The 24,421-nt window shown below is 42.1% G+C and carries 26 protein-coding genes; 9 read left to right on the forward strand and 17 right to left on the reverse strand.

What is annotated here, in order from left to right:
• Positions 1-3 precede the first annotated feature (3 nt).
• On the forward strand, positions 4-819 hold the full coding sequence (locus AC4CU0_RS11630; RefSeq protein WP_168379088.1) for an arginyltransferase: 816 nt from the start codon (positions 4-6) through the stop codon (positions 817-819).
• 84 nt (positions 820-903) lie between these two features.
• Here the strand turns inward: AC4CU0_RS11630 and rimI are convergent, their stop codons facing one another.
• From rimI to AC4CU0_RS11665, 7 genes are all read right to left on the reverse strand, one after another.
• Positions 904-1,362 (reverse strand): ribosomal protein S18-alanine N-acetyltransferase, encoded by a 459-nt coding sequence (gene rimI, locus AC4CU0_RS11635; protein ID WP_168379089.1) that lies wholly within the window; start codon positions 1,360-1,362, stop codon positions 904-906.
• Positions 1,363-1,479: 117 nt separating this feature from the next.
• A complete protein-coding gene (locus AC4CU0_RS11640; protein WP_078193116.1) occupies positions 1,480-2,361 on the reverse strand; it encodes a metal-dependent hydrolase in 882 nt (293 codons plus the stop codon).
• Positions 2,362-2,577: 216 nt separating this feature from the next.
• Positions 2,578-3,768, reverse strand: coding sequence for an elongation factor Tu (gene tuf, locus AC4CU0_RS11645; protein WP_180084375.1), 1,191 nt, complete (start codon positions 3,766-3,768; stop codon positions 2,578-2,580).
• A 93-nt stretch (positions 3,769-3,861) separates the two neighbouring features.
• Positions 3,862-5,997 carry an elongation factor G gene (gene fusA / locus AC4CU0_RS11650; RefSeq protein WP_111885035.1) on the reverse strand — a complete coding sequence of 712 codons (2,136 nt, stop codon included), beginning with the start codon at positions 5,995-5,997 and terminating at the stop codon, positions 3,862-3,864.
• Between the two features lie 131 nt (positions 5,998-6,128).
• On the reverse strand, positions 6,129-6,599 hold the full coding sequence (rpsG, locus tag AC4CU0_RS11655; RefSeq protein WP_005011815.1) for a 30S ribosomal protein S7: 471 nt from the start codon (positions 6,597-6,599) through the stop codon (positions 6,129-6,131).
• Positions 6,600-6,777: 178 nt separating this feature from the next.
• Positions 6,778-7,152, reverse strand: a complete 375-nt coding sequence (rpsL, locus tag AC4CU0_RS11660; RefSeq protein ID WP_000246374.1) for a 30S ribosomal protein S12 — start codon at positions 7,150-7,152, stop codon at positions 6,778-6,780.
• A 155-nt stretch (positions 7,153-7,307) separates the two neighbouring features.
• A complete protein-coding gene (locus AC4CU0_RS11665) occupies positions 7,308-8,768 on the reverse strand; it encodes an EcsC family protein (protein WP_490743186.1) in 1,461 nt (486 codons plus the stop codon).
• Between the two features lie 273 nt (positions 8,769-9,041).
• Between AC4CU0_RS11665 and AC4CU0_RS11670 the strand changes: the two genes are divergently transcribed.
• Positions 9,042-10,271: a beta-ketoacyl synthase N-terminal-like domain-containing protein gene (locus tag AC4CU0_RS11670; protein ID WP_180105703.1), complete on the forward strand. Its 1,230-nt coding sequence runs from the start codon at positions 9,042-9,044 to the stop codon at positions 10,269-10,271.
• A 68-nt stretch (positions 10,272-10,339) separates the two neighbouring features.
• Positions 10,340-10,792, forward strand: coding sequence for a protoporphyrinogen oxidase HemJ (hemJ, locus tag AC4CU0_RS11675; protein WP_490743187.1), 453 nt, complete (start codon positions 10,340-10,342; stop codon positions 10,790-10,792).
• A gap of 69 nt (positions 10,793-10,861) precedes the next feature.
• Here the strand turns inward: hemJ and AC4CU0_RS11680 are convergent, their stop codons facing one another.
• The 7 genes from AC4CU0_RS11680 to AC4CU0_RS11710 all read right to left on the reverse strand — a co-directional run bounded on the left by AC4CU0_RS11680 (position 10,862) and on the right by AC4CU0_RS11710 (position 15,954).
• Positions 10,862-12,124 (reverse strand): hypothetical protein, encoded by a 1,263-nt coding sequence (locus tag AC4CU0_RS11680; RefSeq protein WP_490743188.1) that lies wholly within the window; start codon positions 12,122-12,124, stop codon positions 10,862-10,864.
• Positions 12,125-12,232: 108 nt separating this feature from the next.
• Entirely contained in the window at positions 12,233-12,706 is a 474-nt protein-coding gene (gene lysM / locus AC4CU0_RS11685; RefSeq protein ID WP_490743189.1) for a peptidoglycan-binding protein LysM, read from the reverse strand.
• 191 nt (positions 12,707-12,897) lie between these two features.
• Positions 12,898-13,134, reverse strand: a complete 237-nt coding sequence (gene acpP, locus AC4CU0_RS11690) for an acyl carrier protein (protein ID WP_078190054.1) — start codon at positions 13,132-13,134, stop codon at positions 12,898-12,900.
• Between the two features lie 85 nt (positions 13,135-13,219).
• Positions 13,220-13,954, reverse strand: coding sequence for a 3-oxoacyl-ACP reductase FabG (gene fabG, locus AC4CU0_RS11695; protein WP_078190055.1), 735 nt, complete (start codon positions 13,952-13,954; stop codon positions 13,220-13,222).
• On the reverse strand, positions 13,951-14,931 hold the full coding sequence (gene fabD / locus AC4CU0_RS11700) for an ACP S-malonyltransferase (protein ID WP_180073191.1): 981 nt from the start codon (positions 14,929-14,931) through the stop codon (positions 13,951-13,953). Before fabD ends, fabG begins: the two co-directional genes overlap by 4 nt.
• 205 nt (positions 14,932-15,136) lie before the next feature.
• Complete coding sequence (gene rpmF / locus AC4CU0_RS11705; protein WP_004279227.1) at positions 15,137-15,319, reverse strand: 50S ribosomal protein L32; 183 nt, start codon at positions 15,317-15,319, stop codon at positions 15,137-15,139.
• A 77-nt stretch (positions 15,320-15,396) separates the two neighbouring features.
• A complete protein-coding gene (locus AC4CU0_RS11710; RefSeq protein ID WP_078194223.1) occupies positions 15,397-15,954 on the reverse strand; it encodes a YceD family protein in 558 nt (185 codons plus the stop codon).
• Positions 15,955-16,051: 97 nt separating this feature from the next.
• Between AC4CU0_RS11710 and AC4CU0_RS11715 the strand changes: the two genes are divergently transcribed.
• The 3 genes from AC4CU0_RS11715 to AC4CU0_RS11725 all read left to right on the forward strand — a co-directional run bounded on the left by AC4CU0_RS11715 (position 16,052) and on the right by AC4CU0_RS11725 (position 17,851).
• A complete protein-coding gene (locus AC4CU0_RS11715) occupies positions 16,052-16,714 on the forward strand; it encodes an elongation factor P hydroxylase (protein WP_180026727.1) in 663 nt (220 codons plus the stop codon).
• Between the two features lie 89 nt (positions 16,715-16,803).
• Positions 16,804-17,421 (forward strand): L-threonylcarbamoyladenylate synthase, encoded by a 618-nt coding sequence (locus tag AC4CU0_RS11720; protein ID WP_078190059.1) that lies wholly within the window; start codon positions 16,804-16,806, stop codon positions 17,419-17,421.
• A 103-nt stretch (positions 17,422-17,524) separates the two neighbouring features.
• Entirely contained in the window at positions 17,525-17,851 is a 327-nt protein-coding gene (locus tag AC4CU0_RS11725; protein WP_490743190.1) for a hypothetical protein, read from the forward strand.
• A 14-nt stretch (positions 17,852-17,865) separates the two neighbouring features.
• Here AC4CU0_RS11725 and AC4CU0_RS11730 read toward each other — a convergent pair whose 3' ends face one another.
• The gene (locus tag AC4CU0_RS11730; RefSeq protein WP_472584980.1) at positions 17,866-18,585 is read right to left on the reverse strand and encodes a GNAT family N-acetyltransferase; all 720 of its coding nucleotides are present in this window, start codon (positions 18,583-18,585) and stop codon (positions 17,866-17,868) included.
• Between the two features lie 339 nt (positions 18,586-18,924).
• Here AC4CU0_RS11730 and AC4CU0_RS11735 point away from each other — a divergent pair, with 339 nt between their 5' ends.
• The 3 genes from AC4CU0_RS11735 to rluB are packed head-to-tail and all read left to right on the forward strand — an operon-like array spanning position 18,925 to position 21,472.
• On the forward strand, positions 18,925-19,719 hold the full coding sequence (locus AC4CU0_RS11735) for a segregation and condensation protein A (RefSeq protein ID WP_078190062.1): 795 nt from the start codon (positions 18,925-18,927) through the stop codon (positions 19,717-19,719).
• Positions 19,716-20,312, forward strand: coding sequence for an SMC-Scp complex subunit ScpB (gene scpB, locus AC4CU0_RS11740; protein WP_168379583.1), 597 nt, complete (start codon positions 19,716-19,718; stop codon positions 20,310-20,312). The genes AC4CU0_RS11735 and scpB overlap by 4 nt, the downstream gene beginning before the upstream one ends.
• Positions 20,313-20,353: 41 nt before the next feature.
• Positions 20,354-21,472, forward strand: a complete 1,119-nt coding sequence (gene rluB / locus AC4CU0_RS11745) for a 23S rRNA pseudouridine(2605) synthase RluB (RefSeq protein WP_180011977.1) — start codon at positions 20,354-20,356, stop codon at positions 21,470-21,472.
• A 50-nt stretch (positions 21,473-21,522) separates the two neighbouring features.
• Here rluB and AC4CU0_RS11750 read toward each other — a convergent pair whose 3' ends face one another.
• Complete coding sequence (locus AC4CU0_RS11750; RefSeq protein WP_180085372.1) at positions 21,523-23,262, reverse strand: ABC transporter ATP-binding protein; 1,740 nt, start codon at positions 23,260-23,262, stop codon at positions 21,523-21,525.
• Positions 23,263-23,275: 13 nt separating this feature from the next.
• Complete coding sequence (locus AC4CU0_RS11755; protein WP_078194230.1) at positions 23,276-24,415, reverse strand: ABC transporter permease; 1,140 nt, start codon at positions 24,413-24,415, stop codon at positions 23,276-23,278.
• Positions 24,416-24,421: the final 6 nt, after the last annotated feature.

Below are 24,421 nucleotides of genomic sequence, written 5' to 3' on the forward strand. Positions count from 1 at the left end.
ACGATGAATTCCTATCAACCGAAGTCCCTGTTGAACGAATTACAGTACTACATCACGCCTCCGCATGATTGTAGCTACTTAGAAAATAAATCTGCCCGGATGGTCTTTCTTGACCCTGTCCATCGTATTGATGTGGTCACGTTATCTGAACTTTCCCGCATGGGTTTTCGTCGTAGTGGTGATTTTGTCTATCGCCCTGAATGTCATCTTTGTCGCCAATGTCTGTCCTCACGTGTGCCTGTTCTTGAATTTCAAATGAACAGCGTGCAAAAAAAAGCGTGGAAACGGAATCAAGATTTAACGGTGAAAATTAGCCGCCCTCAAGATGCCGATGCAAAGCATTATGCCCTGTACGAACGCTATATCAATGAACGGCATGCTGATGGTGATATGTACCCACCCAGCCAAGATCAATTTGAAAAATTTTTAATCAATAGCTGCACTGACAGTTTCTTTTTAGAGCTGTGGTTGGATGAGCAACTGATCAGTGTATCTACCTGTGATCCACTCGATGATGGTATTTCAGCGGTATATACCTTTTTTGATCCTGATGAAAGCCGTCGCTCATTAGGTACTTTTGCCATTCTGAAACAAATCGAGCATGCACAAAAGCTTGGACTGCAATATGTCTACTTGGGCTATTGGGTGCCCGATTCGCAAAAAATGAATTATAAATCTCAGTACATTCCACTGGAACTTCTGCTTGATGGACAATGGCGTCGACTCAACCGACCACTGACCCAAGAAGAAATCAGCCAACTGGGGGATTCCCTGATGACCACCCTGCCTTCTGGTTGGAATAATCCTATTATTAAATAAAAGGGATCAACAAAAGATATTCAATAAAAAAGCATCCGTTTATTCACGAATGCTTTCTTTAAATCTGACTACGCTTCACCACTTTTATTTAAATAAAGCTGCAAAATCATCACTACAAGCCTTCACCATAATAATGGCATGTTCTCGTGTTCCATCGGCATTTGGATAATAATTCTTTCGCAAATCGATTTGATGAAAATCCGCTTTTTCATATAAACGGATCGCAGGTTGATTACCTTCTCGTACTTCTAAGAAGATTTGAATGGGGTTATTTTTGAGTAAAGCAATAGATTCATCGAGCAATTGAAAACCTAAGCCTTTGCCTTGCTGGCCCGGATCGATCGCCATCAGCAATAAATTTGCTTCATCTAAAACGGGTTGTAAAATGCAAAAACCTACAACTTTTCCTTGTCGCTCAATCACCGTACTTTGATAGGCAGCAATCGATTCTTGAAATTGTTTTATGGTCCAAGGATGGCTTTGTACGCGGCGCTCGATATCGTAAACCTGCTGGACATCAGCGTCTTGCATCAAACGAATCATCTTCGTTTATCTTTCTATAGCTAGGGTATGCGCATTATAAAAAGTTTGTCTATAAAGTTGAATAAAAAAAAGAGCGATTTACATCGCCCTTCTGAAAAAGTCACCACAGCGCTGTGATTAGAGACCCAAATATGCTTTCCACGTTTTTAACAAACCAGAAGTATCTAAATCATTCGGGTGAAAACCTGGTTTAAAATACATCAGCATTTCTTTACCCATACCAGTGATGATGCCTTTTGAAGGGCTATAACCATAGGTATAAATATCTTTTAATGCTTCAAAATTAAGCTTGTTATCTTCTTTTAATAAACGAGCGACAAAATAACTTTGTACGAAGAATAAAGTCACCATTGCGCCAATCAATGAACCTGTACGGAGTGCGTAGGCCTTTATTCCCTGACCAAAGACACCTTCAAATACATCATAAGCCACGGCTTTATGCTCATTTTCTTCAATCGCATGCCATAACCACATATTTTTCATGGTTTCATCAGTCATCAAGGCTTGAATATGTGGGTTTACCAATAACTGTGAAGCAATCGTTGCAGTGAAATGCTCAAGTGCCGTAGTTGCAGTAAGATCCACCATTTCTTGAGTAATACCAACAGGTTTACCAATACGTGCAAAGACTTTACGTACACCTTGGATAACACGACCCGTTGCCTTATCAAGTGTTTCGACATCATGACCGTATTTTTGTGCAGAAGCATTAAAACCCTCATGCTCTTGCGTATGCATCGCTTCCTGACCAATGAAAGCACTAATTTCTTTTTGTAGGGCTTCATTATTTGCGATCGCGGGGTGTTTACGTACTGCACGCACACTATCAATAAAGAACATTTCACCCGCGGGAAATAAAGCAGACAATGCGGTCATAAAATGTGTCAAACCTGCTGAGCCATTCATCCAGTACTCTGGTACCGCATCAAAATCAAAATTCATGCGACGTACAGGGAAACTTGCACCTGCGCGATTAGTAATCTTTACTTTAGCGTTCATGCCTAACTCCTTTTTGAGTTATGAAATACTCAAACTTTTATTGGTTTTCTTGAGTTCATATTACGGTTTTATTGAAGCGTAATTATTTCAGTTAAGGACAGTGAATTATCACTAAAGGACAGCTTTAAAAAATATTGTCAGACAATTCCCCTATCACATTGAATAAGCATAAAAAAAAGCGCCTCAAAGAGGCGCTTTTTTACACACATTTAGTGATTATGCAGTTACTTTAGAAACTACACCCGCACCAACTGTACGACCACCTTCACGGATCGCGAAGCGTAAGCCAGCGTCCATTGCGATTGGGTGGATTAATTCTACTGACATTTCTACGTTGTCACCAGGCATAACCATTTCAACGCCTTCTTTAAGCGCGATCGCACCAGTTACGTCAGTTGTACGGAAGTAGAACTGTGGACGGTAACCGTTAAGGAATGGAGTATGACGACCACCTTCGTCTTTAGAAAGTACGTATACTTCTGCGTCGAATTTAGTATGCGGTTTGATTGTACCTGGTTTAGCAAGTACTTGACCACGTTGAACGTCTTCACGTTTAGTACCACGTAGAAGAACACCACAGTTCTCGCCCGCACGACCTTCGTCAAGAAGTTTACGGAACATTTCTACGCCAGTTACAGTTGTTTTAACTGTATCTTTAATACCAACGATTTCAACTTCTTCGCCTACTTTCACGATACCAGTTTCAACACGGCCAGTTACTACTGTACCACGACCTGAAATTGAGAATACGTCTTCGATTGGCATAAGGAATGCTTGGTCGATAGCACGTTCTGGTTCTGGGATGTAAGAGTCAAGAGCTTCAACAAGAGCAACTACAGCATCTTCGCCGTATTGACCAGCTTCACCATTAAGCGCTGCAAGAGCAGAACCACGGATTACTGGAGTGTCGTCGCCTGGGAAGTCATAAGTAGAAAGAAGTTCACGAACTTCCATTTCTACTAGTTCAATTAGCTCTTCATCATCAACGATGTCACATTTGTTCAAGAACACAACGATGTAAGGTACACCTACCTGACGAGAAAGAAGGATGTGTTCACGAGTTTGTGGCATTGGACCATCAGTCGCCGAACAAACAAGGATCGCACCATCCATTTGCGCAGCACCAGTAATCATGTTTTTAACATAATCGGCGTGACCTGGGCAGTCTACGTGAGCGTAGTGACGGATTGGAGAATCGTATTCTACGTGTGAAGTATTAATTGTAATACCACGTGCTTTTTCTTCTGGTGCAGAGTCGATTGCAGCGTAATCTTTCGCTTCACCACCGAATTTTTTTGCACATACAGTTGCAATTGCAGCTGTTAAAGTAGTTTTACCGTGGTCGACGTGACCAATTGTACCCACGTTAACGTGTGGCTTATTACGTTCGAACTTAGCCTTAGCCATGAGATCTTCCTTTTTAAACTACTCATGCAGGGATACTGCATGAGCATTTGGTTTTTAACTATGAATTAGTTTGGGCTTATAGTAATCGAAAGATTACTCGTCGTCACCTTTTTTACCGCCAGATTGGAACTTAGCGATGATGCCTTCAGCCACGTTACGTGGTGTTTCAGCGTATTTAGCGAATTCCATAGAATAAGTCGCACGACCTTGAGACATAGAGCGCATATGTGTTGCGTAACCAAACATCTCAGAAAGTGGAACTTCTGCACGGATAGCTTTAGTACCACCAGGTAAATCGTCCATACCTTGAACAAGACCACGACGACGGTTTAAGTCACCCATGATATCGCCCATGTAGTCTTCTGGAGTTTCTACTTCAACTTTCATGATAGGCTCAAGAAGAACAGGATCTGCTTTCATGAAACCGTCACGGAATGCGTAAGAACCAGCCATTTTGAACGATAATTCGTCAGAATCGACATCATGGTAAGAACCATCGAACAATGTCGCTTTGATGCCAACAACTGGATAACCAGCTAGGACACCATTCTTCATACGTTCTTGGATACCTTTGTCAACCGCACCGAAGAATTCTTTAGGTACTACACCACCTACAACTTCTTCAGCGAACTCGTAGTCTTTACCAGCATCTTCAGCAAGTGGTTCTAAACGTACGTATACGTGACCAAACTTACCTTTACCACCAGTTTGACGTACGAACTTACCTTCTTGTTCAACTGACTTTTTAATAGTTTCACGATACGCAACCATTGGTTTACCAATGTTCGCTTCAACGTTGAATTCACGCTTCATACGGTCAACAATAATGTCAAGGTGAAGCTCACCCATACCAGCAATAATTGTTTGACCAGATTCTTCGTCAGTACGTACGCGGAATGAAGGGTCTTCTTTCGCCAAACGACCTAAAGCAACTGACATTTTTTCTTGGTCTGCTTTAGTTTTAGGCTCAACCGCAAGCGCAATTACTGGCTCTGGGAATTCCATACGCTCTAGTGTAATTACATTATTTTCATCACATAATGTATCACCAGTAGTAGTATCTTTAAGACCTACACATGCTGCGATATCACCCGCACGAATTTCTTCAATATCGTGACGGTCATTTGCGTGCATCTGTACGATACGGCCAACACGTTCGCGCTTCATTTTAACTGGGTTATAGCAAGGGCTACCTGCTTTAAGCACACCAGAGTAAACACGTACGAAGGTTAAGTTACCTACAAATTTGTCGTTCATGATTTTGAACGCAAGCGCAGAGAACGGAGCATCATCAGACGCTTCACGAGAACCTTCAGTTTCGTCTTTGTCGTCAAGGATACCTTTAATCGCCTCGACATCAGTCGGCGCAGGTAAGAATTCAATTACAGCATCCAACATACGTTGAACACCTTTGTTTTTGAACGCTGAACCACAAAGCATTGGTTGAATTTCATTCAACAATGTACGCGCACGTAAACCTGAAACGATTTCTTCTTTAGTTAACTCACCTTCTTCAAGGTACTTGTCCATGAGTTCTTCTGATGCTTCCGCAGCAGCTTCAACCATGTTAGTACGCCATTCGTTAGCAGTATCAACTAATTCAGCAGGGATTTCGCCATATTCAAACTTCATACCTTGAGATGCTTCATCCCAGATAATCGCTTTCATTTCGATTAGGTCAACAACACCCTGGAAGTTTTCTTCTGCACCGATTGGAACAACGATTGGCACTGGATTACCACCAAGACGTGTTTTAACTTGTTCAACAGCACGGAAGAAGTTCGCACCAGTACGGTCCATTTTGTTCACGAATGCAATACGTGGAACTTTATATTTATTTGCTTGACGCCATACAGTTTCAGACTGAGGTTGTACACCACCTACAGCACAGTAAACCATGCATGCACCGTCAAGAACACGCATAGAACGTTCAACTTCAATAGTGAAGTCTACGTGTCCTGGGGTATCAATTACGTTAATACGGTGCTGTTCGAATTGGTTACCCATCCCTTTCCAGAAGCATGTTACTGCCGCTGAGGTAATAGTAATACCACGTTCTTGCTCTTGTTCCATCCAGTCTGTAGTTGCAGAACCTTCGTGAGTTTCACCAAGTTTGTGACTCTCACCTGTGTAGAACAAAATACGTTCTGAAGTGGTAGTTTTACCAGCATCAATGTGCGCAGAGATACCAATGTTACGATAACGAGAAATTGGGGTTTGACGAGCCATGATTTCTAGCATTCCTAAATTTTGTTGTTTAAAACAGGACGCTTTAAGCTGCATAGCAACTTAAAGCGATTCGATGACAAAACAGTGACAACTGATTTGTCACCCTCCTGAATAGGGGCTGTTTTATCCGCTTAGAAACGGTAATGAGAGAAGGCTTTGTTGGCTTCAGCCATACGATGCACATCTTCACGTTTTTTGATCGCTGCGCCTTTACCTTCAGCTGCATCAAGCAACTCACCAGCAAGACGTAAAGCCATAGTTTTTTCAGAACGCTTAGCAGCAGCATCTACTAACCAACGCATAGCCAAGGCAGTACGACGGGATGGGCGTACTTCCATAGGCACTTGGTATGTAGCACCACCAACACGGCGTGCTTTTACTTCGACCATAGGACGAACTTTTTCAAGAGTAGTCTCGAAAAATTCAACTGGGTCTACTTTAGATTTTTCTTGAACGCGGTCTAAAGCACCGTAAACGATACTTTCAGCAATAGATTTTTTACCATCTTGCATTACGTGGTTCATGAATTTAGCGATTGTTTGGCTGCTGAACTTAGGATCCGGAAGGATTTCACGGGCAGCAACTACGCGACGTCTTGGCATTTTAATACACCTAATAAATATGACACTTCAGGCTACTCCAGCAGGTGCACAAAGTGTCATGTGCTTTCGCTGGCCTTACTATACGTCGCTTGGAATTTTCACAAAAAATGCAGAAATCAGACAAGCGAGACGATAAAGGATTGCAGTTCTAACGAACTAAGAAGTTAATCTTTTCAGATTATTTCTTAGGACGTTTAGCACCGTATTTAGAACGAGACTGGTTACGATCTTTAACACCAGCACAGTCTAAAGAACCACGAACGGTATGGTAACGTACACCTGGTAAATCTTTAACACGACCACCACGGATAAGAACAACACTGTGCTCTTGTAGGTTATGGCCTTCACCACCGATGTAGCTAGAAACTTCGAAACCTGAAGTTAAGCGAACACGGCAAACTTTACGCATTGCTGAGTTAGGTTTTTTAGGTGTAGTTGTGTAAACACGTGTACAAACACCACGACGTTGTGGACAAGCCTTCAACGCAGGAACTTTAGATTTTTCAACTAAAGTTGTACGACCCTTACGGATCAACTGATTTGTTGTTGCCATTTGGCAATTCTCCCGTTAATAAAAAGCCCCAAAAAATACTACTTTTTGAGGGCATGCAATTGTAAGCGAAGACTTAAAATTGGTCAACAATATACGATCATCGAAAACATTTATTCATCGTGAGTTGCGCAAATTTCCACCCACAAATAAATAGGTTATTTTTCCGAGGAATCTGCTGATTTTTTTGTAACTTTATCTATAGCTGCTGTTTTGGCTTTACGCGGCTTAGCTTTGGGTGCAGCTTTAGCCACGGGGACATCATCATCCTGTACAGCTTCCAACACATCAAACTCATCCGTTTCAGCTAAAGCAGGTTTTTGCGCAGCCACGGGTGCATGAGGTTCAACAACTTTTTCTGCGAGTGCCTCCAAACCTTCTGAGACTTTTTGTTCCTGCGCTACCGCCACTTCGGCTGCATCAGCGGTTTTAGCTTGTGCTTTTTTAGTGACTTTTACTGCGCGGATACTCTCGTGACCTGCAACATCTATGGTCTGATCCAATACTGGTTCAGCCAAATCGATATCTTTCGCCTTAATGCCTTCTAGTAATTTAGGTGTTGCTTGAGCAAGCAACTCAAGAGAGCGCTCATAGGCATGCAATGGTGACAAGGTGATATCTTGATGCTGCAAAATATATTGGCGCGCATTGGAAAAGACTTGCTGTGCCTTCTGATTCACTTCATCCACCAAACGGCGACTATACACCACACTTACACCAGCACTCGCCACAGGAGATAATCGTGATAGCTGATTTAACAATGAAACTTTTGGCATTTGATTGAGCCATGCCCACTTAAACTGACCATTTTCATCTAGTACATATTTTTTCAATGCTGCTGCATCAGTATCTGAACCCATCAATTGCTGCAATTGATGTAAATCACTATTTTGTAGCGTACTACTCAGAGCTTTTATTGCCATAAGCAAAGTTTGTTTTTCTGCAATTAAACTGAGATCGACCTGTTTAAAAATAAACTGAACGATATCTTGATCACTTTCTTTACTTAAGTCGAAACCATAAGAACGTCCAACTTGATAAATCACTCGCAAAGTCATAATCAGTGACGCAGGGATATCAATACTTGAACCGATGACACCTGTCGCACCTGTTAAAGCCCCTTGAATTGAAGCAATCCATTTATTTTGCTCGCCCAAGGCCTGACTAATGCGACGTGAACGATCGACATCTTGTGTCAACTCTTCTAAATCACGCACCCCAGCTTCATCAAGCACCGCATCTACAGATGAAATATCCGAACTAAAATGATTCAATCGATCAAAAAGATAGTCCGAAATCTTGTCGCTAAATTGAGGGGCAACAAAATTGGCTACATTATTTACGGTATTAAAATGTCGACCGAATAATTGTCTAGAAACATTCGGAACGTGTTCACGCAGGATTTGCTGTGGATTATCATATTTTTTCACATCAAATACGCTCGTCTGACGTGACTGACCTTCCAAGGTTTGACCATTTTTTTGTGGTTGAATGACCTTAGTTACAGATTCGGGTGCAACATGATTGATAATAGACACCCCTGTAGAACTGAGCTTTTTAGCCACTCCAAAGGCGTTTGAGAGCAGACCAGCCGTTGGTTTATTATTCGTTTTCGCCATTCCCTACCCCATTCAGACTATTCTTGAAATTCTTGATAAATACTAGGTGTAGTCAAACTTTATCACAACTTGAATATGTATCTTTAAGTTAAGTTTTTTGCTGCATCGTTGCAAATTAGCTCAGTCAAAAATAGGCATAGGATTTGCCATAAGAATTCAAAAAGCTTTCTGCTATCATTATTCCAATCAAATTATATGAGTTCGTCTATTTAGAAAGTTTCCTTCGTATACTTTCAATAGCTTGCTCACACACTACCTATAAAGGATCTGTAGATGAAACGTGTTGTAATCACTGGTATGGGCATCAACTCATGCATTGGTAATACATTAGAAGATGTCACTCATTCTTTGCAAAACGGGATTTCTGGAACACGTTTCAACCCAAGTTATGCTGAACTTAATTTCAAAAGTCATGTCAGTGCGGCTGCAGAACAAAACTTTGACGGTATTGACCGTCGCTTAAAACGTTTTATGGGCGTATGCGCAATGTATGCATACAACTCAGCTTTGGCTGCGGTAGAAAATGCAGGCTTAACAGCAGAACAAATTGGCGGTAATCCACGCTATGGTATTGCTGGTGGTTCAGGTGGTGGTTCAACTGCATCTGTTGTAGAAATGAAAGAACTTCTAGACACCAAAGGTGCACGTAAAGTTGGTCCATTCTTTGTACCACGTAACATGACCAACACCATTACTGCAAACGTAGGTGTTGCATTTAAAATGCAAGGTATTGCACACACGATTACTAGCGCATGTGCAACATCTGCAGATGCCATTGGTTATGCATACAACCTGATTCAATTGGGCAAACAAGACTTAATGCTTGCCGGTGGTGGTGAAGAAGACCATTGGTCACAAAGTCTTTTATTTGATGCAATGGGCGCACTTTGTTCAAAATATAATGACACACCAGCGACTGCTTCACGCCCTTACTCTGCTGACCGTGACGGTTTCGTGATCGCAGGTGGTGGTGGCTTCGTTGTACTAGAATCTCTTGAACATGCTCAAGCACGTGGCGCAAACATTTTGGCTGAAGTTGTCGGTTATGCAGCAAACTCAGATGGCGCAGACATGGTTGCACCATCAGGTGAAGGTGCGACTCGTTGTGTCCTGATGGCGCTTGAAGAAGCAAAACAACACGGCGTAGACAAAATTGACTATGTAAATACACACGGTACATCTACTCCGGCTGGTGATGTTACTGAACTTAAAGCGATGGAACGTGCTTTCGGCGAAGGACAAGTTCCTCCGCTCAGCTCGACTAAATCAATGACAGGTCACAGCCTCGGTGCTGCAGGTGTACAAGAAGCGATTTACTCTATTTTGATGATGCAAAATGACTTTATTGCACCAAACATCAACGTGACTGAACTTGATGAAGGTGCAAAACCTTTTGATATCGTACTTGAAAAACGTGATGCAAAATTGAATACTGTGATGAGTAACAGTTTTGGTTTTGGCGGTGTAAACGCTTGCCTCGTTTTCAAAAAATGGGAAGCTTAATATAAAGTTTGCTGCTTTGGCGCTTCGGTGCCAAAGCACACACCCACCGCCCTTTTAAGGGTCAATATATGGATGCTCCATCAGATGCTTTCCTCTGGGTCAAAGCATTACATATTATCGCAGTTGTTTGCTGGTTCGCAGCGCTATTTTATCTCCCTCGCCTTTATGTCTACCATGCCATGAGTGATGATGCTACGAGTCATCAGCGCTTTCAAATCATGGAACGCAAGCTATACCGCGGCATTATGTGGCCTGCAATGATTACTACACTGATCACGGCGCACTTCCTCGTCGATTGGGGTGATGCAACTCGACACTACCATGAAGCGCTTTGGTTCTACCTAAAAGTTGGATTAGTTGGACTATTGGTGATTTATCATTTTGTATGTGGTTATTACCGTAAAAAGCTTATCGAAAATGCACATTATAAATCGCATAAGTTCTGGCGTTATTTTAATGAAATGCCAACTTTGATTTTATTTGCAGTGATCATTTTAGTGGTCGTGAAGCCAAGCTTCTAAACGACTGTAAAAAAGCCCCTACTCATTGGGGCTTTTTTATTTCTATACCAAAATGTTTATATACAAAAACTACAACTGCACACAGCTATCTAAAATATTCCAATTGTGTGCTCTAAATTGCTCACGCGGATACGGCACCTCAGCACACAGCATACCCTCCTTCTTAAAGAAACGTCGGCCGTGGCTATTTTGATTCAACTGCGTTAAATCAGTCGCACCCTGATTCAACAAATTAAAAATCATAATTCGATCATTCAAAATGTGCCCTGCAAGCACATAGCGCTCCCAAGGCACCCCCTCTATATTGGACAAAGTATTGCCCAAATAGTTTTTGATATGCCAAGATGAATACTGTCCCTGTTTTTGACCAGCCTGCATCCTAAACGAATCATAAGAAAGCTCAGATAGCTGTGCCGCCTCTTCATATTGCTTAAACAATTGATTTGCAGTTTGATTTGGCAAATACAACCAATACATCAACGAGGTATTCCAGTCCGATAATTGCTGCACCTGCTTCAACACCGCATATACGCCATAGGCTTCCAATTGCGCTGCTGAGCGCAAACTTAACTGACTGGCACTTAAAGGCTCTAAATAAACAACTTGTCCAGTCTTTAATTGCTCATTACGTATAATTCGAACATAACGTGCCAGCCAGCTTTGAATCAGCATCCTTTCAACCAATGAGATCGGGCGCTCAAGCATCTGCTGCAATCTTTGATATTCAGCCATATATGCATCCAGCTTATCCTCTTTATTTAACGCAATATTGATCTGATAAAGGATCGCCAACTGATTTAAATACTTAAAGTCTGGATATGCGGAATTGCTCGGCATACTTAAACTGCGGTATTGGTCTGCATGCTGCAACCATGCGTTAAAGCGCTGCAACGGCACCTTTTCTTGCTGTATCAGCGCACCGAGCACCTGATGATACCCAACAACAAATGCGCTAGCCGCCTTAGGATCATCGATCAGCAATTGCTGAAACTCCGCAACTAAATTCGTCTGTTCTTCTGACCACTTTTCACGTGTTAGTTTCGCATTCAATGGCTGGCCCAATACATTCTGATGCTCTTGCCCCAACAAACTAAATGCCCAATCTTGATGATAACGATAGCGCCCAACATTCAATGCCGAAAACCGATCTGCGGCATTCAGCCCAAGCAAGTTAAAATACGGCTCTTGTGTGTAATTTGAATGATAAGAAATTTCAGACTGCTGCCACTTGAGCACCCGAGGATCAATACGCTCATCCCACCGCAGCCAAAGACAAAAACACACAACAACTGCAAGCAACAGCAAGAAAATAAAGATGATTTTTTGTTTCATTGATTTCTTATTTTGAATTATTTCAGCCGCATTATATTCAACTTCACCATTCACGCATACAAAAAAAAGCCATCACAAGATGGCTTTTTTTACTTTAAACACAAATATTTATGCAGGAATACGCAGCACTTGCCCAGGGAAAATATCATCGGCATTTTTTAACAAAGGACGGTTTGCTTCAAAAATTTTATTGTATTGATTTGCATCACCATAAAATTCTTTAGAAATCTTAGAAAGATTATCGCCTGATTTAACTGTATAAAATTTACTTTCTGGTTCTGGCGTTGCTACAGTCAACTGATCATCCACTTGCGCCACATGATCAATATTCCCTACCGCCAAGATAATCTTTTCACGATCTGCTTGGCTTTGCACCTGACCTTTCACTGTTGCTAGATCTGAAGTCCCGTTATAACTCACAGACAAGCCAGTTACAGGTAAGCCCAGTGCTTTGATATGACCCAATAACTTATTGGCAATTTCTTGTGCAGATGGTTCAGAAGGTGTTGCTGGCGCTGCCTGAGGTTCTGCAGGCGCTGTATTTTTTCTACCAATTCCTTTTACAAAATCAAAAAGACCCATTTTTTTCTCCGTTGTTTTTACTGTTTTAAATAATTTAACTATTATTCAAACTCTATTTTTATAGCTAAAAAATAACCGCTTTTGAGTTGTTGTTGGTGACAGAAACGTAAGCCAATGTAAAAACAAAATATTCAGCATAAAAAAAGCCACCGAATGGTGGCTTTTTAAATCAGCATCGCTGAAATCTAAAATTAACCTAGTTTCTTAGAAACATAGTCAATTGCAGATTGTACAGTAGTGATTTCGTTTGAATCTTCATCAGGAATAGTGATGTCGAAATCGTTTTCGAAAGACATAACTAATTCAACTAGGTCTAGAGAATCTGCACCTAAGTCATCCATGAAAGAAGCTTCGTTTTTGATCTCGTCTGCTTTAAGACCAAGTTGTTCAGCTACTGCTTGTTTTACGCGTTGTTCGATATCGCTCACAGGAATTCTCCTCATTGCTTGTGGCGTTTTTAATGCCGTTAGTTTAATTGAATCTAAATCGTTTTGAAAGTTTATACTTGAGCGCTTAGCTCATGTATAAACCACCATTTACATGTAATACAGTTCCGGTAATGTAACTTGCCTTTTCAGAAGCAAGAAAACTTACGGCATTTGCGATATCTTGCGGCTCACCTAAACGGTTTAAAGCCACTTGATCACTCATCTTTTTACGAATTTCTTCGCTTAACTGTTCTGTCATTTCTGTTGCAATAAAGCCCGGAGCCACTGCATTTACAGTGATTTGGCGGCTTCCCATCTCTTTTGCAAGGCTGCGACCAAAGGCCTCAATCCCTGCTTTTGCAGCAGAATAGTTTGCTTGTCCTGGGTTAGCAAAATGTGCAACCACAGAACTAATATTAATAATTCGTCCAAAACGTGCTTTGGTCATGCCCTTTAAAACACGTTTAGAAAGTCGATAAACGGCTTTCAAATGAATGTTGAGAATGTCATCCCAATCATCTTCTGACATACGAAGTAACAAATTATCTTTGGTAATACCAGCATTGTTCACCAAAACCAATACAGAACCAAAGTTTTGCTCAATGTCTGATACCAATGCATCGATTGCAGTTGCATCACGTACATCTAGAACTTTACCCGCACCATTTTCAGCAAAAGCAGCAGATAATTTTTCCGCACCCGCTTCTGAAGTTGCAGTACCTACAACAAAATAACCGTCTTGAATCAATTGCTGAGCAATTGCTGCTCCAATCCCTCGGCTCGCACCTGTTACTAAAGCAACTTTGCGTTCTTGTGTCATGCAATTTTCCCTTCTGCCACTAAAATGGCATTCAGTGCATCTTCCATACGACCTTTCGTGTCGAGTGGGAATGCTTTTTCAATATTTGGCAAACGTTTTGCGAGATTCGCAAGGACATTACCCGGACCACATTCAGCAATGTACTGAATACCTTGGTCTTGCAAATACTGCATGGTCTTTGTCCACTGTACAGATTGGTATAACTGTGCAGTTAACGCCTGACGTAATTGCGCTACATCAGTCGCGATTTCAGCGCCTACATTTTGTATTACAGGTATAGTAGGCAGCTCAATGGCAGTTTGTTCCAATGCTGTCGCAAACTGTTCAGCAGCAGGTTTCATCAATGCACAATGCGATGGCACAGAAACCGGAAGTGCAATTGCCTTACCGCCATTTTCCTTAGCAGCAGCCATAACCGCTTCAACCATGGCTTTATCACCCGCAATGACAACTTGACCTTGTGCATTGTAGTTTGCAGCATCTACTGAACCTGGGCCTTCTGCTTGAGCACAAAGTTCAATGACTTTGACATCATCTAGACCCAAAATTGCCGCCATTGCACCTTGACCTTCAGGTACAGCACTTTGCATCAACTGACCACGTAGGTTCACCAGTTTAACGGCATCACCTAGGCTCATCGCTCCCGCAGCAACCAAGGCGCTGTATTCACCTAATGAATGACCTGCAAGGTATTTCGGTGCAACACCACCTAACTCTAACCACACACGCCATAAAGCAATACTGGCAGTCAGTAGTACAGGTTGAGTAAATTCTGTTTGGTTTAACCCTTCACCACTTTGCGCAATTTGCCAAAGATCAAAGCCAGCCGCTTCTGATGCTTCTGCAAATGTTGCTTGCACACTACTAAACTGTTCTGCAAGTTCAGCGAGCATGCCGACTTTCTGTGACCCTTGACCCGGGAACACGAATGCAGTTTTAGTAGCTTGAGCTGCTTGCTCGAGTTGTTTAGCAGACATAAAAAAATCCTTTATCAAGACTGGTGAATTTATGCTATTTGGACATTTATTCAACACAATCCCATGTAAGCTTGTTTCAGGGACGGAAATTTAACACTTAATTTTTGTCTTGGTAATTGCCAAATGCAACAAAAAATCGGTACAAAAAAAGGGAGCTTAACGCTCCCATTTTTTCTACTAAGCTTGACGCTTAATACATCACCAATTATTCAGCAGATGCTTTAGCGAATAATTGACGACCACGGTAGATACCATCTTTAGATACGTGGTGACGACGGTGAGTCTCGCCAGTAGCTTGGTCTACAGTTAATGCATTCTCGGTTAAAGCGTCATGTGAACGGCGCATGTCACGGCGAGAGCGACTTTTACGGTTTTGCTGAACGGCCATGATGGCTCCTTACAAAGATCGAAAAAATGGATCAGAACAAATTCGATTGTCTTATACTCAAGAGTATAACACAAAAATTAGTTAAGTTTACCCTTCAAACCTGCCAAAACATCAAACGGGTTGTCCCGTTTTTCTTCAACAAGCTCTTCAGCGGCAGGTTGATGCTTATGTTCACAAGCGTCATGCTTAGGTGACAAAGGCATCAACAATAACAATTCATCCTCTATCAGTGAGAGTAAATCAGCAGTCGCAGGCGCATCATATGAACCTTTGGTTGTTGCTTCACTTTCACCTAAAACGATGAAATCAGCATCCTCATCCAAGCGCTCTATCAGTGACTCGTCATCTACAAGAGCTAGATGAAAACTTGAAACAAGCGGGATCTCAACAGTATCCAGACAACGCTGGCATTCCATTGGAACATTTGTTTCAACATGACCATCTAGCCATACAATGCGATGATAAGCATCCATTGATAGCTTACAGTCTATGTTAATCAATTGATCATCAATTGATCCAACAGCTTCACGAGCAATACGAACAAAGCGAGATAATGGCAGTGTTCCTGACCATTTAAAGCCCTGTTCAGCCCATTTAAACGGCTCAATCTGTGCCGGAAAGGTATTTGCTGACATAATTAAGGCGGCAATTCTACAAATTCATCAGTACTCTGTCAAAGATTAAGATACAATTTTGTACTTATTTAGACAGACCATTTGGGTAACTTAAGTTATGCATCTGTTGCAGCCGCAAACAGAAGTGAATATTTCATCACTTATGAGCACAATTTCAACGCTTGATTCTGACATTTCAACCGACCAAGTGCAACTCTCGGCTTGGGAGAAACTTTCCACAGAAACAGAACACGTCGATTGGCTCATCTTACACTTTAATCATTGGTTTTCCCACCTGAATGTGAGCTTAGTGAAAGGTGACTTTGAGCCCGAGTACTTTCCTGCTGATTCAAACGGCCCTGCCCGTATTCAATTTGCTCATGGTTATTTCAATAGCGCTTTGCATGAAATTAGCCATTGGACTATTGCTGGCGAGCAACGCCGTTTACTTCCCGATTTAGGCTATTGGTATGCACCTGATGGTCGTAGTAAAGAGCAACAAGCCCTCTTTGAACAGGTAGAAATTAAGCCCCAAGCGATCGAATGGTTATTTGCCAAAGCCTTTGGACGTAAGTTTCGTGTATCACTCGATAACCTCACTGGTGAAGGAGGAGATGGCAGCAGCTTTAAAGATAATGTCTATGCACAATTACAGGCTTATTTTAAAGGTGAAGCCAAACTTCCACGCGATGCTTGGCGCTTTATCCAATGCATTTGCCACTGTACACGTGCTGGCAAAATGTTACAGGCGAATGAATTTCAACGTGAAATGCTTGATTAAATTATACAATTTGACTGCATTTCACGTTGCACAAAGCGAATAGACCGCGACATAATGTCTAGAGCTTTTAATAATAAGAGGAAAACGACATGTTGCATTTAAGAATACATCCGGAAAATCCTCAACCCCGTTTAATTACGCAAGCCGTTGAACGGATTCGTGCCGGCGATGTGGTGGTTTATCCCACAGATGCCGCCTATGCCATCGGTTGCCAGATTGGGAACAAAAATGCCATGGAACGCATTGCCCAAATTCGTCAGCTCGATGCTAAACATCAATATGCGATTATTTGTGCAGATTTATCTGACATTGCCACGTATGCCAAAGTCGACAATGCCATGTATCGTTTATTGAAAAATAACACCCCTGCGGTCACCACCTTTATTTTGCCTGCGACCAGTGAAGTTCCTCGCCGTTTAATGCATCCTAAAAAGAAAACCATTGGACTGCGTATTCCGAGCAACCCGATTTGCCAATTGTTACTCAAAGAACTCGGTGAACCTTTATTAACATCGACCTTAATTTTACCGGGCCAAAAAGAACCGATTGATGATCCTTACGAAATTGAACTGCAAATCGGCAAAAGAATAGATGTATTAATTGATGGCGGTTTAGGTACTTTAAATACCACTAGCGTTGTAAACCTTGCAGGTGAATACCCTGAAGTGATTCGCCGTGGTGTCGGTGATGTCAGTGCCTTTGAATAGCATGTACTGTTAAATACATGCTGTTACCGATCAGAGGCACAGCATGTAAAAGTCCTCTGCTCAAAACGCGGTTAAAGCACCTTTCGATAAAGGAATCGACCTGATGACTTTATTTCAAATGTTACTCAAGCTGCAAAATGCGACAGACCTCAGTGTCTCCGAGCAAAGCAGTCTCAATCATTTTGCTATATATGCCACTGAGCCTTGGACTTTAGAATCCAAGGCTCAACTAAGGGCAATAGATAAAAATTTAATTTCACCAATAGCGACAACACCGCCGCAGGTTTTTCGTTATTTTCTGCATGCATCAACGGTCAAATCACTGTTTAAACGTAAAGCTAATCAAAATCTCTGCTCGCAAGCGCAGTGCCAACTCATCATCGAATTTGCACTTGAGCAGAGAGTCTTACCAACAGGCTCAAAACCTTGATAGTGCGCTTTTCCTCAAGCGCTATAAAGCTGCATAAATTCTTTTAAATGAATTTTTTGTTGCCCTTGCTCATCAAAATTATTTGTATCGAGCCATGCTGCATAAGCTTGAGACAACATTGGCCAATCCTGATCCAACATCGCAAACCAAGCGGTATTACGATTACGACCTTTCACAATCACATGTTGACGAAACAACCCTTCAAATTGAAAGCCAAAACGCAAAGCAGCATTTTTCGAAGGCGTGTTCAAGTCATCACACTTCCACTCCACCCGTCGATAACCTGCTGCAAAGCACGCTTTTAACAATAGATAAATGGTTTCTGTTGCTGCGGCTGATTGCTTCATTAAACTTGAAAAATAGACATTGCCAATTTCGATGACAGCATGTGCTGGGCGTACATTGAGCAAACCAACCCATCCTACAATGGCATCACCAACTTCAATGACATAATGCATCGAACCTGCTAGATGAAAGGATTGCTGAAAATAATCACGCAATTGCTGCATGCTTTGAATTTGAGAATAAGGCAAATACGTCCAACAGCGTTCATCGGGTTCTTGTTGTACTGTCTGCCATAGCCGCTGTAAAAGACTATCATCAAGCTGATCGGGCAACATCGGAATAAGTCGAACAGATTGCCCCACTTCGGTTTTACATCTGAACTGGCATAGTTCAAACTGCGCCAACGTCATCCCTACGGCCTGACCCCATTGATTATATTGTTGTGGCATAGCAAATATACTTTTAGTCAATTCATTCAAATCATTTCATGCTGGACGCCCATCATCCAGATATCACAGCTTAAATGAGTTCATGGATTGATGAGTGTATTTTTTACAATTAACACAAGATGTGATCGATATCACAGCTTTAAAATTTTACATGTGTATAAATAAAGCCTATTCCCTATAAATTTTAAGTTTTTTACCCAATTCAACCGTTCAGTAATTTCTTTAAACGCATTTTTCCATTACACTATTCCCTATAACTTTTGTGCTTTTACTTTCGATGTGAGATCGAAGCGAAAGCTGTCTGCATGCCTTTGAAAATTCGCGTGGCCTATAATTGCAATGAACCAAACTGTCCATAATTCTATGGAAGATGCTCCACACATTCGTGTTTTGGATGAGTGGCAAGAAGCTATTCCAGAAGATTTGTACATTCCACCCGCTGCATTTGAAATTCTATTAGAGCATTTCGAAGGACCACTCGACTTTCTGATTTACCTGATTCAAAAAAATGGCTTCGACTTATTACAAGTCGATATTGCCCCGATTGCATCCCAATATTTGTCCTATATGGATGCAATGAAATCTCTAGATATTGAATTAACCGCAGACTATATGGTGATGGCAGCCCTATTGGCCGATTTAAAATCGCGTCTATTATTGCCAAAACCTAAATCGACCGCAGCACATGAACAAGATCCTAAACAAGAATTGATTGACCGTTTAGAAACCTATTTGCGCATCAAACAAGCTGCGGAAAGATTAGGTCAAATGTCGGTATTGGATCGAGATACTTTCGATACCAATGTCAGTTTAGGAACTATTGTCGAAACCAATGATGGCTATGACATTCAATTACTTCGTGATGCCATACTCTGTGTTTTTAATCGACCAGAACCAGTTACCCACCAAATTTTGCAAGAGCCTGTCTTACTCGAAGAACGTATTGCTTATATTGAAACTAAGCTTGAGTCAGGTGAAGTATTAGACTTTGCGGACTTACTCAAACCAAGCCAAGGCCGCATGGGTGTTGTCGTGACATTTATGGCCGTATTGGAACTGACACGCCAACAAAAAGTTCAAATTGTCGCATCAGGTGTAGAAGCACCGCTTGCAATTCAGGGAGCACGTGCATGAACACTGAACTTAAACAAATGACTGCGGTGACTTCAGAAGATAATCTGCATGAAATTTTGATGCAGCTTGAAGCCATTATTTTTGCCAGTGAAGCGGCAGTGAGTATTGCCCGTTTAAAAGAGGCTTTCCAAGACCGTTTCAGTAAAACTGAATTACGCCAATATTTGCAGCAACTTTCAATGCTGCAACACGGCAGATCAATTGAACTTGTTGAAACCGCTCAAGGTTTCCGTTTTCAAGTACGTGCAAAATATCGTAATATTATTGCACAGACCTGGCCTGAACGACCAACTCGTTTATCGCCATCCTTGCTCGAAACTCTTTCTGTCATTGCTTACCATCAACCGGTAACCCGCGCAGATATTGAGCAAATCCGTGGGGTGACCAACAATAGTCAAATTTTACGTACGTTATTTGACTGGAACTGGATTAAAGAATCTGGTTTTCGTGAACTCCCAGGACGACCCGCGTTGTTAGTTACAACGCCTCAATTTTTAAATGCTTTTGGTCTAACCTCTTTGGGCCAATTGCCTCCCCTGCAGGATGCCAAGGAAGCTTTTATGGCCCTCGATGCGAATGCACCGAAGTCATAAATAGGTGAACTGTTGATGATAATTTCTAAGGTTATGCTGTCATGAGTGAAAAATTGCAAAAGGTGCTCGCACGCGTTGGTTTGGGTTCTCGCCGTTATATGGAAGAAGTCATTGCCGCTGGTCGTGTGAGCGTAAATGGGCAAGTTGCCCAAGTGGGTGAACGTATTGAACCGGGTGATGAGCTTCGCATCGATGGTCGTAAAGTTCAGTTCCAAATTGAAGACGAAATTCGTCGCCGTGTGTTGATTTACTACAAACCAGAAGGCGAAATTTGCTCACGCAATGACCCTGAAAACCGTCCAACGGTATTTGAACAATTACCTCAAATTACAGGTGATCGTTGGGTGATGGTGGGTCGTCTAGATATCAACTCTACAGGTCTATTGCTGTTCACGAATGACGGTGAACTGGCGAACCGTTTAATGCACCCTTCTAGCGAAATCGAACGTGAATATGCCGTTCGTGTCATGGGTGAAGTCACTCCTCAGTTAAAAAACAACATGTTACAAGGCGTTGTTTTAGATGATGGCCCTGCAAAATTTGAGTCATTCTCTGAAATTGGTGGTGACGGTATTAACCGTTGGTATCAAGTGGTCGTAAAAGAAGGTCGTAACCGCGAAGTTCGTCGTATTTTCGAATCTCAAGGCTTAAAAGTGAGCCGTCTTTTACGCACACGTTATGGTTCAGTAATTCTGCCACGCGAACTACGTACTGGTCGCTGGATCGAGCTAGATAAACAAGATATCGACAACTTGACCAAGTCGGTTGAGCTTAAACCACGTCAAGGTACTGGCCTGTTTGGTATGGCTAAACGTCGTACTGAACGTATGCAAGACAAACCAATGGCAGCACGTCGTGGTGGTTACTTACGCCAACAACGTCGTGACAGTGACGAAAACCAGCCACAACAAAGCAATGGTTATCAAGACAACCGTGGCGAACGTCGTACTGGTCGTACTGAAGGTGGTTTCCAAGGCAATGGATTTAACCGTTCAGAGCGTCGCAACGAAGGTTTCAACAATAACCGTAATGATCGCAACAGTGAAAACTTCGGTAACCGTGAACGTCGTAACGACAATTTTGGCAATCGTGAGCGTCGCAATGACTCTGTGCCAAGTCGTGCATTTAGCGGAAACAACAAAGGCTTTAAGAAATTTTAATTTCTTAAGTATAAAAAAACCGCTCATTTGAGCGGTTTTTTATACCAACACTAAACAAATTGTTCAGTGGTTTGTGGAATCGCACTCAGCAAGCGTTTGGTATATTCATGCTGTGGCGATCGATACAACTCATCCGAGTTTGCAATTTCAACGATATCACCATGGTTCATCACCATGATTTGGTCAGAAATATATTTCACCACAGATAAATCATGTGAAATAAAGATATAGCTCAAACCAAATTCATCTTGTAAATCTTGCAATAAATTTAGAACTTGGGCTTGAACCGAAACATCTAGGGCAGAGACAGACTCATCACAGATCAAAATTTCTGGCTTTAAGGTCAAGCATCGTGCAATGGCAATACGTTGACGCTGACCACCAGAAAACTCATGTGGATAGCGATAAAATGCTTGGGCAGGCAAACTGACACGTTCAAGCAAATCAAACGCCATTTGCTCGCGTTCAGCATCATCCTTCCCTATCTGATGCACTTGCATCGGCTCCATCAAAATTTGACCCACAGTAAATCGTGGATTGAGCGAAGCATATGGGTTTTGGAAAATGATCTGTATTTTGCGCTGATATTGAGTAAATTCTTTGTCACTCATCGCCAAAATATCATGACCTTCAAACAGCGCCTGACCACCTGTCGCTTCCTGTAGACGCATCAGTAAAAGGCCAATTGTGGTTTTACCTGAGCCAGACTCTCCAACCAACCCGAGCGTTTTACCTTTCGCCAGTTGAAACGAGACACCTTTGACCGCCTGATACTCATCCTTACCAAATAAACCCTTGCGGCTATAGAACGATTTTTTCAGGTCTTTGACATCTAAAATAATCTGTTCGTTACCCGTAAGACCACGCGTTCGTTGTCTACGGGTTTCCTCAGATAAATGCACATCCTCAATCAGCTCATCACCATTTTGACGCATAAAATCACTGATCATCGGTAATTTATAAGGACGCTCTGACATCTGTGGACGACACTTAAGCAAAGCTCGAGTGTAGATATCTTTAGGATGATCCAGCACTTCATTGACCAAGCCTTGTTCACGGATTTCTCCATGACGCATGACAATCACCTGATCGGCAATTTCGCTTACCAAGGCTAAATCATGCGTAATGAACAGCATCGACATCTCACGTTTCTTTTGCAAGGCTTCGAGTAAATCTAAAATTTGCTTTTGAATCGTCACATCAAGTGCCGTGGTTGGCTCATCGGCAATCAATAACTTCGGCTCACATGCAATCGCCATAGCAATCATGACACGTTGCTGTTGGCCACCTGACATCTGGCTAGGATAGGCATCGATTTTCGTTTCAGGAGAAGGAATACCCACTTCCTTCAGTAATTCCAAAGTCCGTGCTCTTGCCTGCTTACGTCCCATACCTAGATGAAGTCGTAATACTTCGGCAATTTGATCACCCACCGTAAAGACGGGATTGAGTGACGACATCGGTTCCTGAAAAATCATCGCAATATCTTTACCACAGATATTACGCATTTCTCTTGGAGACAGACTCAGTAAATCCTGCCCTTCAAAAACTATTTTACTGCTTGCATCTATACGGCTTTGATCACGTGGCAGCAGCCCCATGGTTGCCAACGAGGTCACCGACTTGCCACTGCCAGATTCTCCCACAAGCGCCACAGTTGTATTGGCAGGAATGTCAAAAGATATTCCTTTGACCGTTTCGATATAGCTTTTATCTTCGGCTTTAAAGCTCACTTTCAGGTTTTGAACACTGAGGAGCGTTGGTTTAACAGTTTGATTTTGTTCCGTCATCCTTTACTCCTCCTTATTTCAATTTTGGATCTAATGCATCACGCAGTGCATCAGTAAACATCGAAAATGCCGTAACTAAAACCGCCATTGCTACAGATGCTGCGATAAGCTGCCACCATTTACCTAAAATCAATTCACTTTGTGCTTCATTAAGCATGCTACCCCATGACACAACCCCAACAGGAACACCAAATCCCAAGAAGCTCAAAATCACTTCTGACTTAATAAAGGCCACCACTAAAATCGAGATTTGCACCAATGCAATATGACTGACGTTCGGAAAGATATGCACAAAGATGCGTCGGAAATGACTCACCCCTATCGCTTTGGCAGCGAGCACATATTCACGCGAAGTATGTTTCATATACTCTGCACGAATCAGACGATACACCCCCGTCCACCCAGTAAGTCCTAGAATGAGGACAATCGATAAGATCCCCTTTTGCTGTAGTACAGCTGCAATCGCAAGAACCAAGAGCAAATACGGAATCGAGGTAAAAATGTTATAGAACCAGTTTAAAATATCATCGACCCAACCACCGAAATACCCAGAAATTGCCCCTAAAATTGTCCCAATCACGACAGCAAGTAATGCAGCTACCACGCCAACAATAATAGATGTTTCAGCACCTTTAATGGTTTTTTGCAGGACATCCTGCCCCCATTTATCCGCACCAAACGGTAAAGTTTGTTTTAGCTCGCTTTGTTGATCTAACAAATGGCCACCCAATTGCTGATCAATCGCTTTCATATCTTCTGCTAGTGGATCGACAACTCCATAGTAGTCAATTGCATTGGCACCACCTTGCTCAGTCGCAATCTCTGCATTCAGTTCAGCAATTACATCTTTTAAAGGATCAACAGGATTTTCAGGCAATGCCATATCTTCTGCTGATGCTTTGGTTTTGGCTGTTTCATTGAGTTCCGCCCCAATAAAACTTGGAGGTGCATAACTAACAGCCACTTCTTTATTCCAATTGGATGCAACCATGCCTGTCATCGACAATAACAACACCACGAAATAGCACAGTACAACGAACAACGACACCATCGCTAATTTATCGGCCTTTAGGCGTCGCATCGCCAACTTCCACAAGCCAGTCGATGCAGGTGTTGATGCCGTTGCTTTGGTCTTATTGAATATTCCTAGCATAGGCCA

This window comes from Acinetobacter sp. LipI_15 (assembly GCF_058242865.1).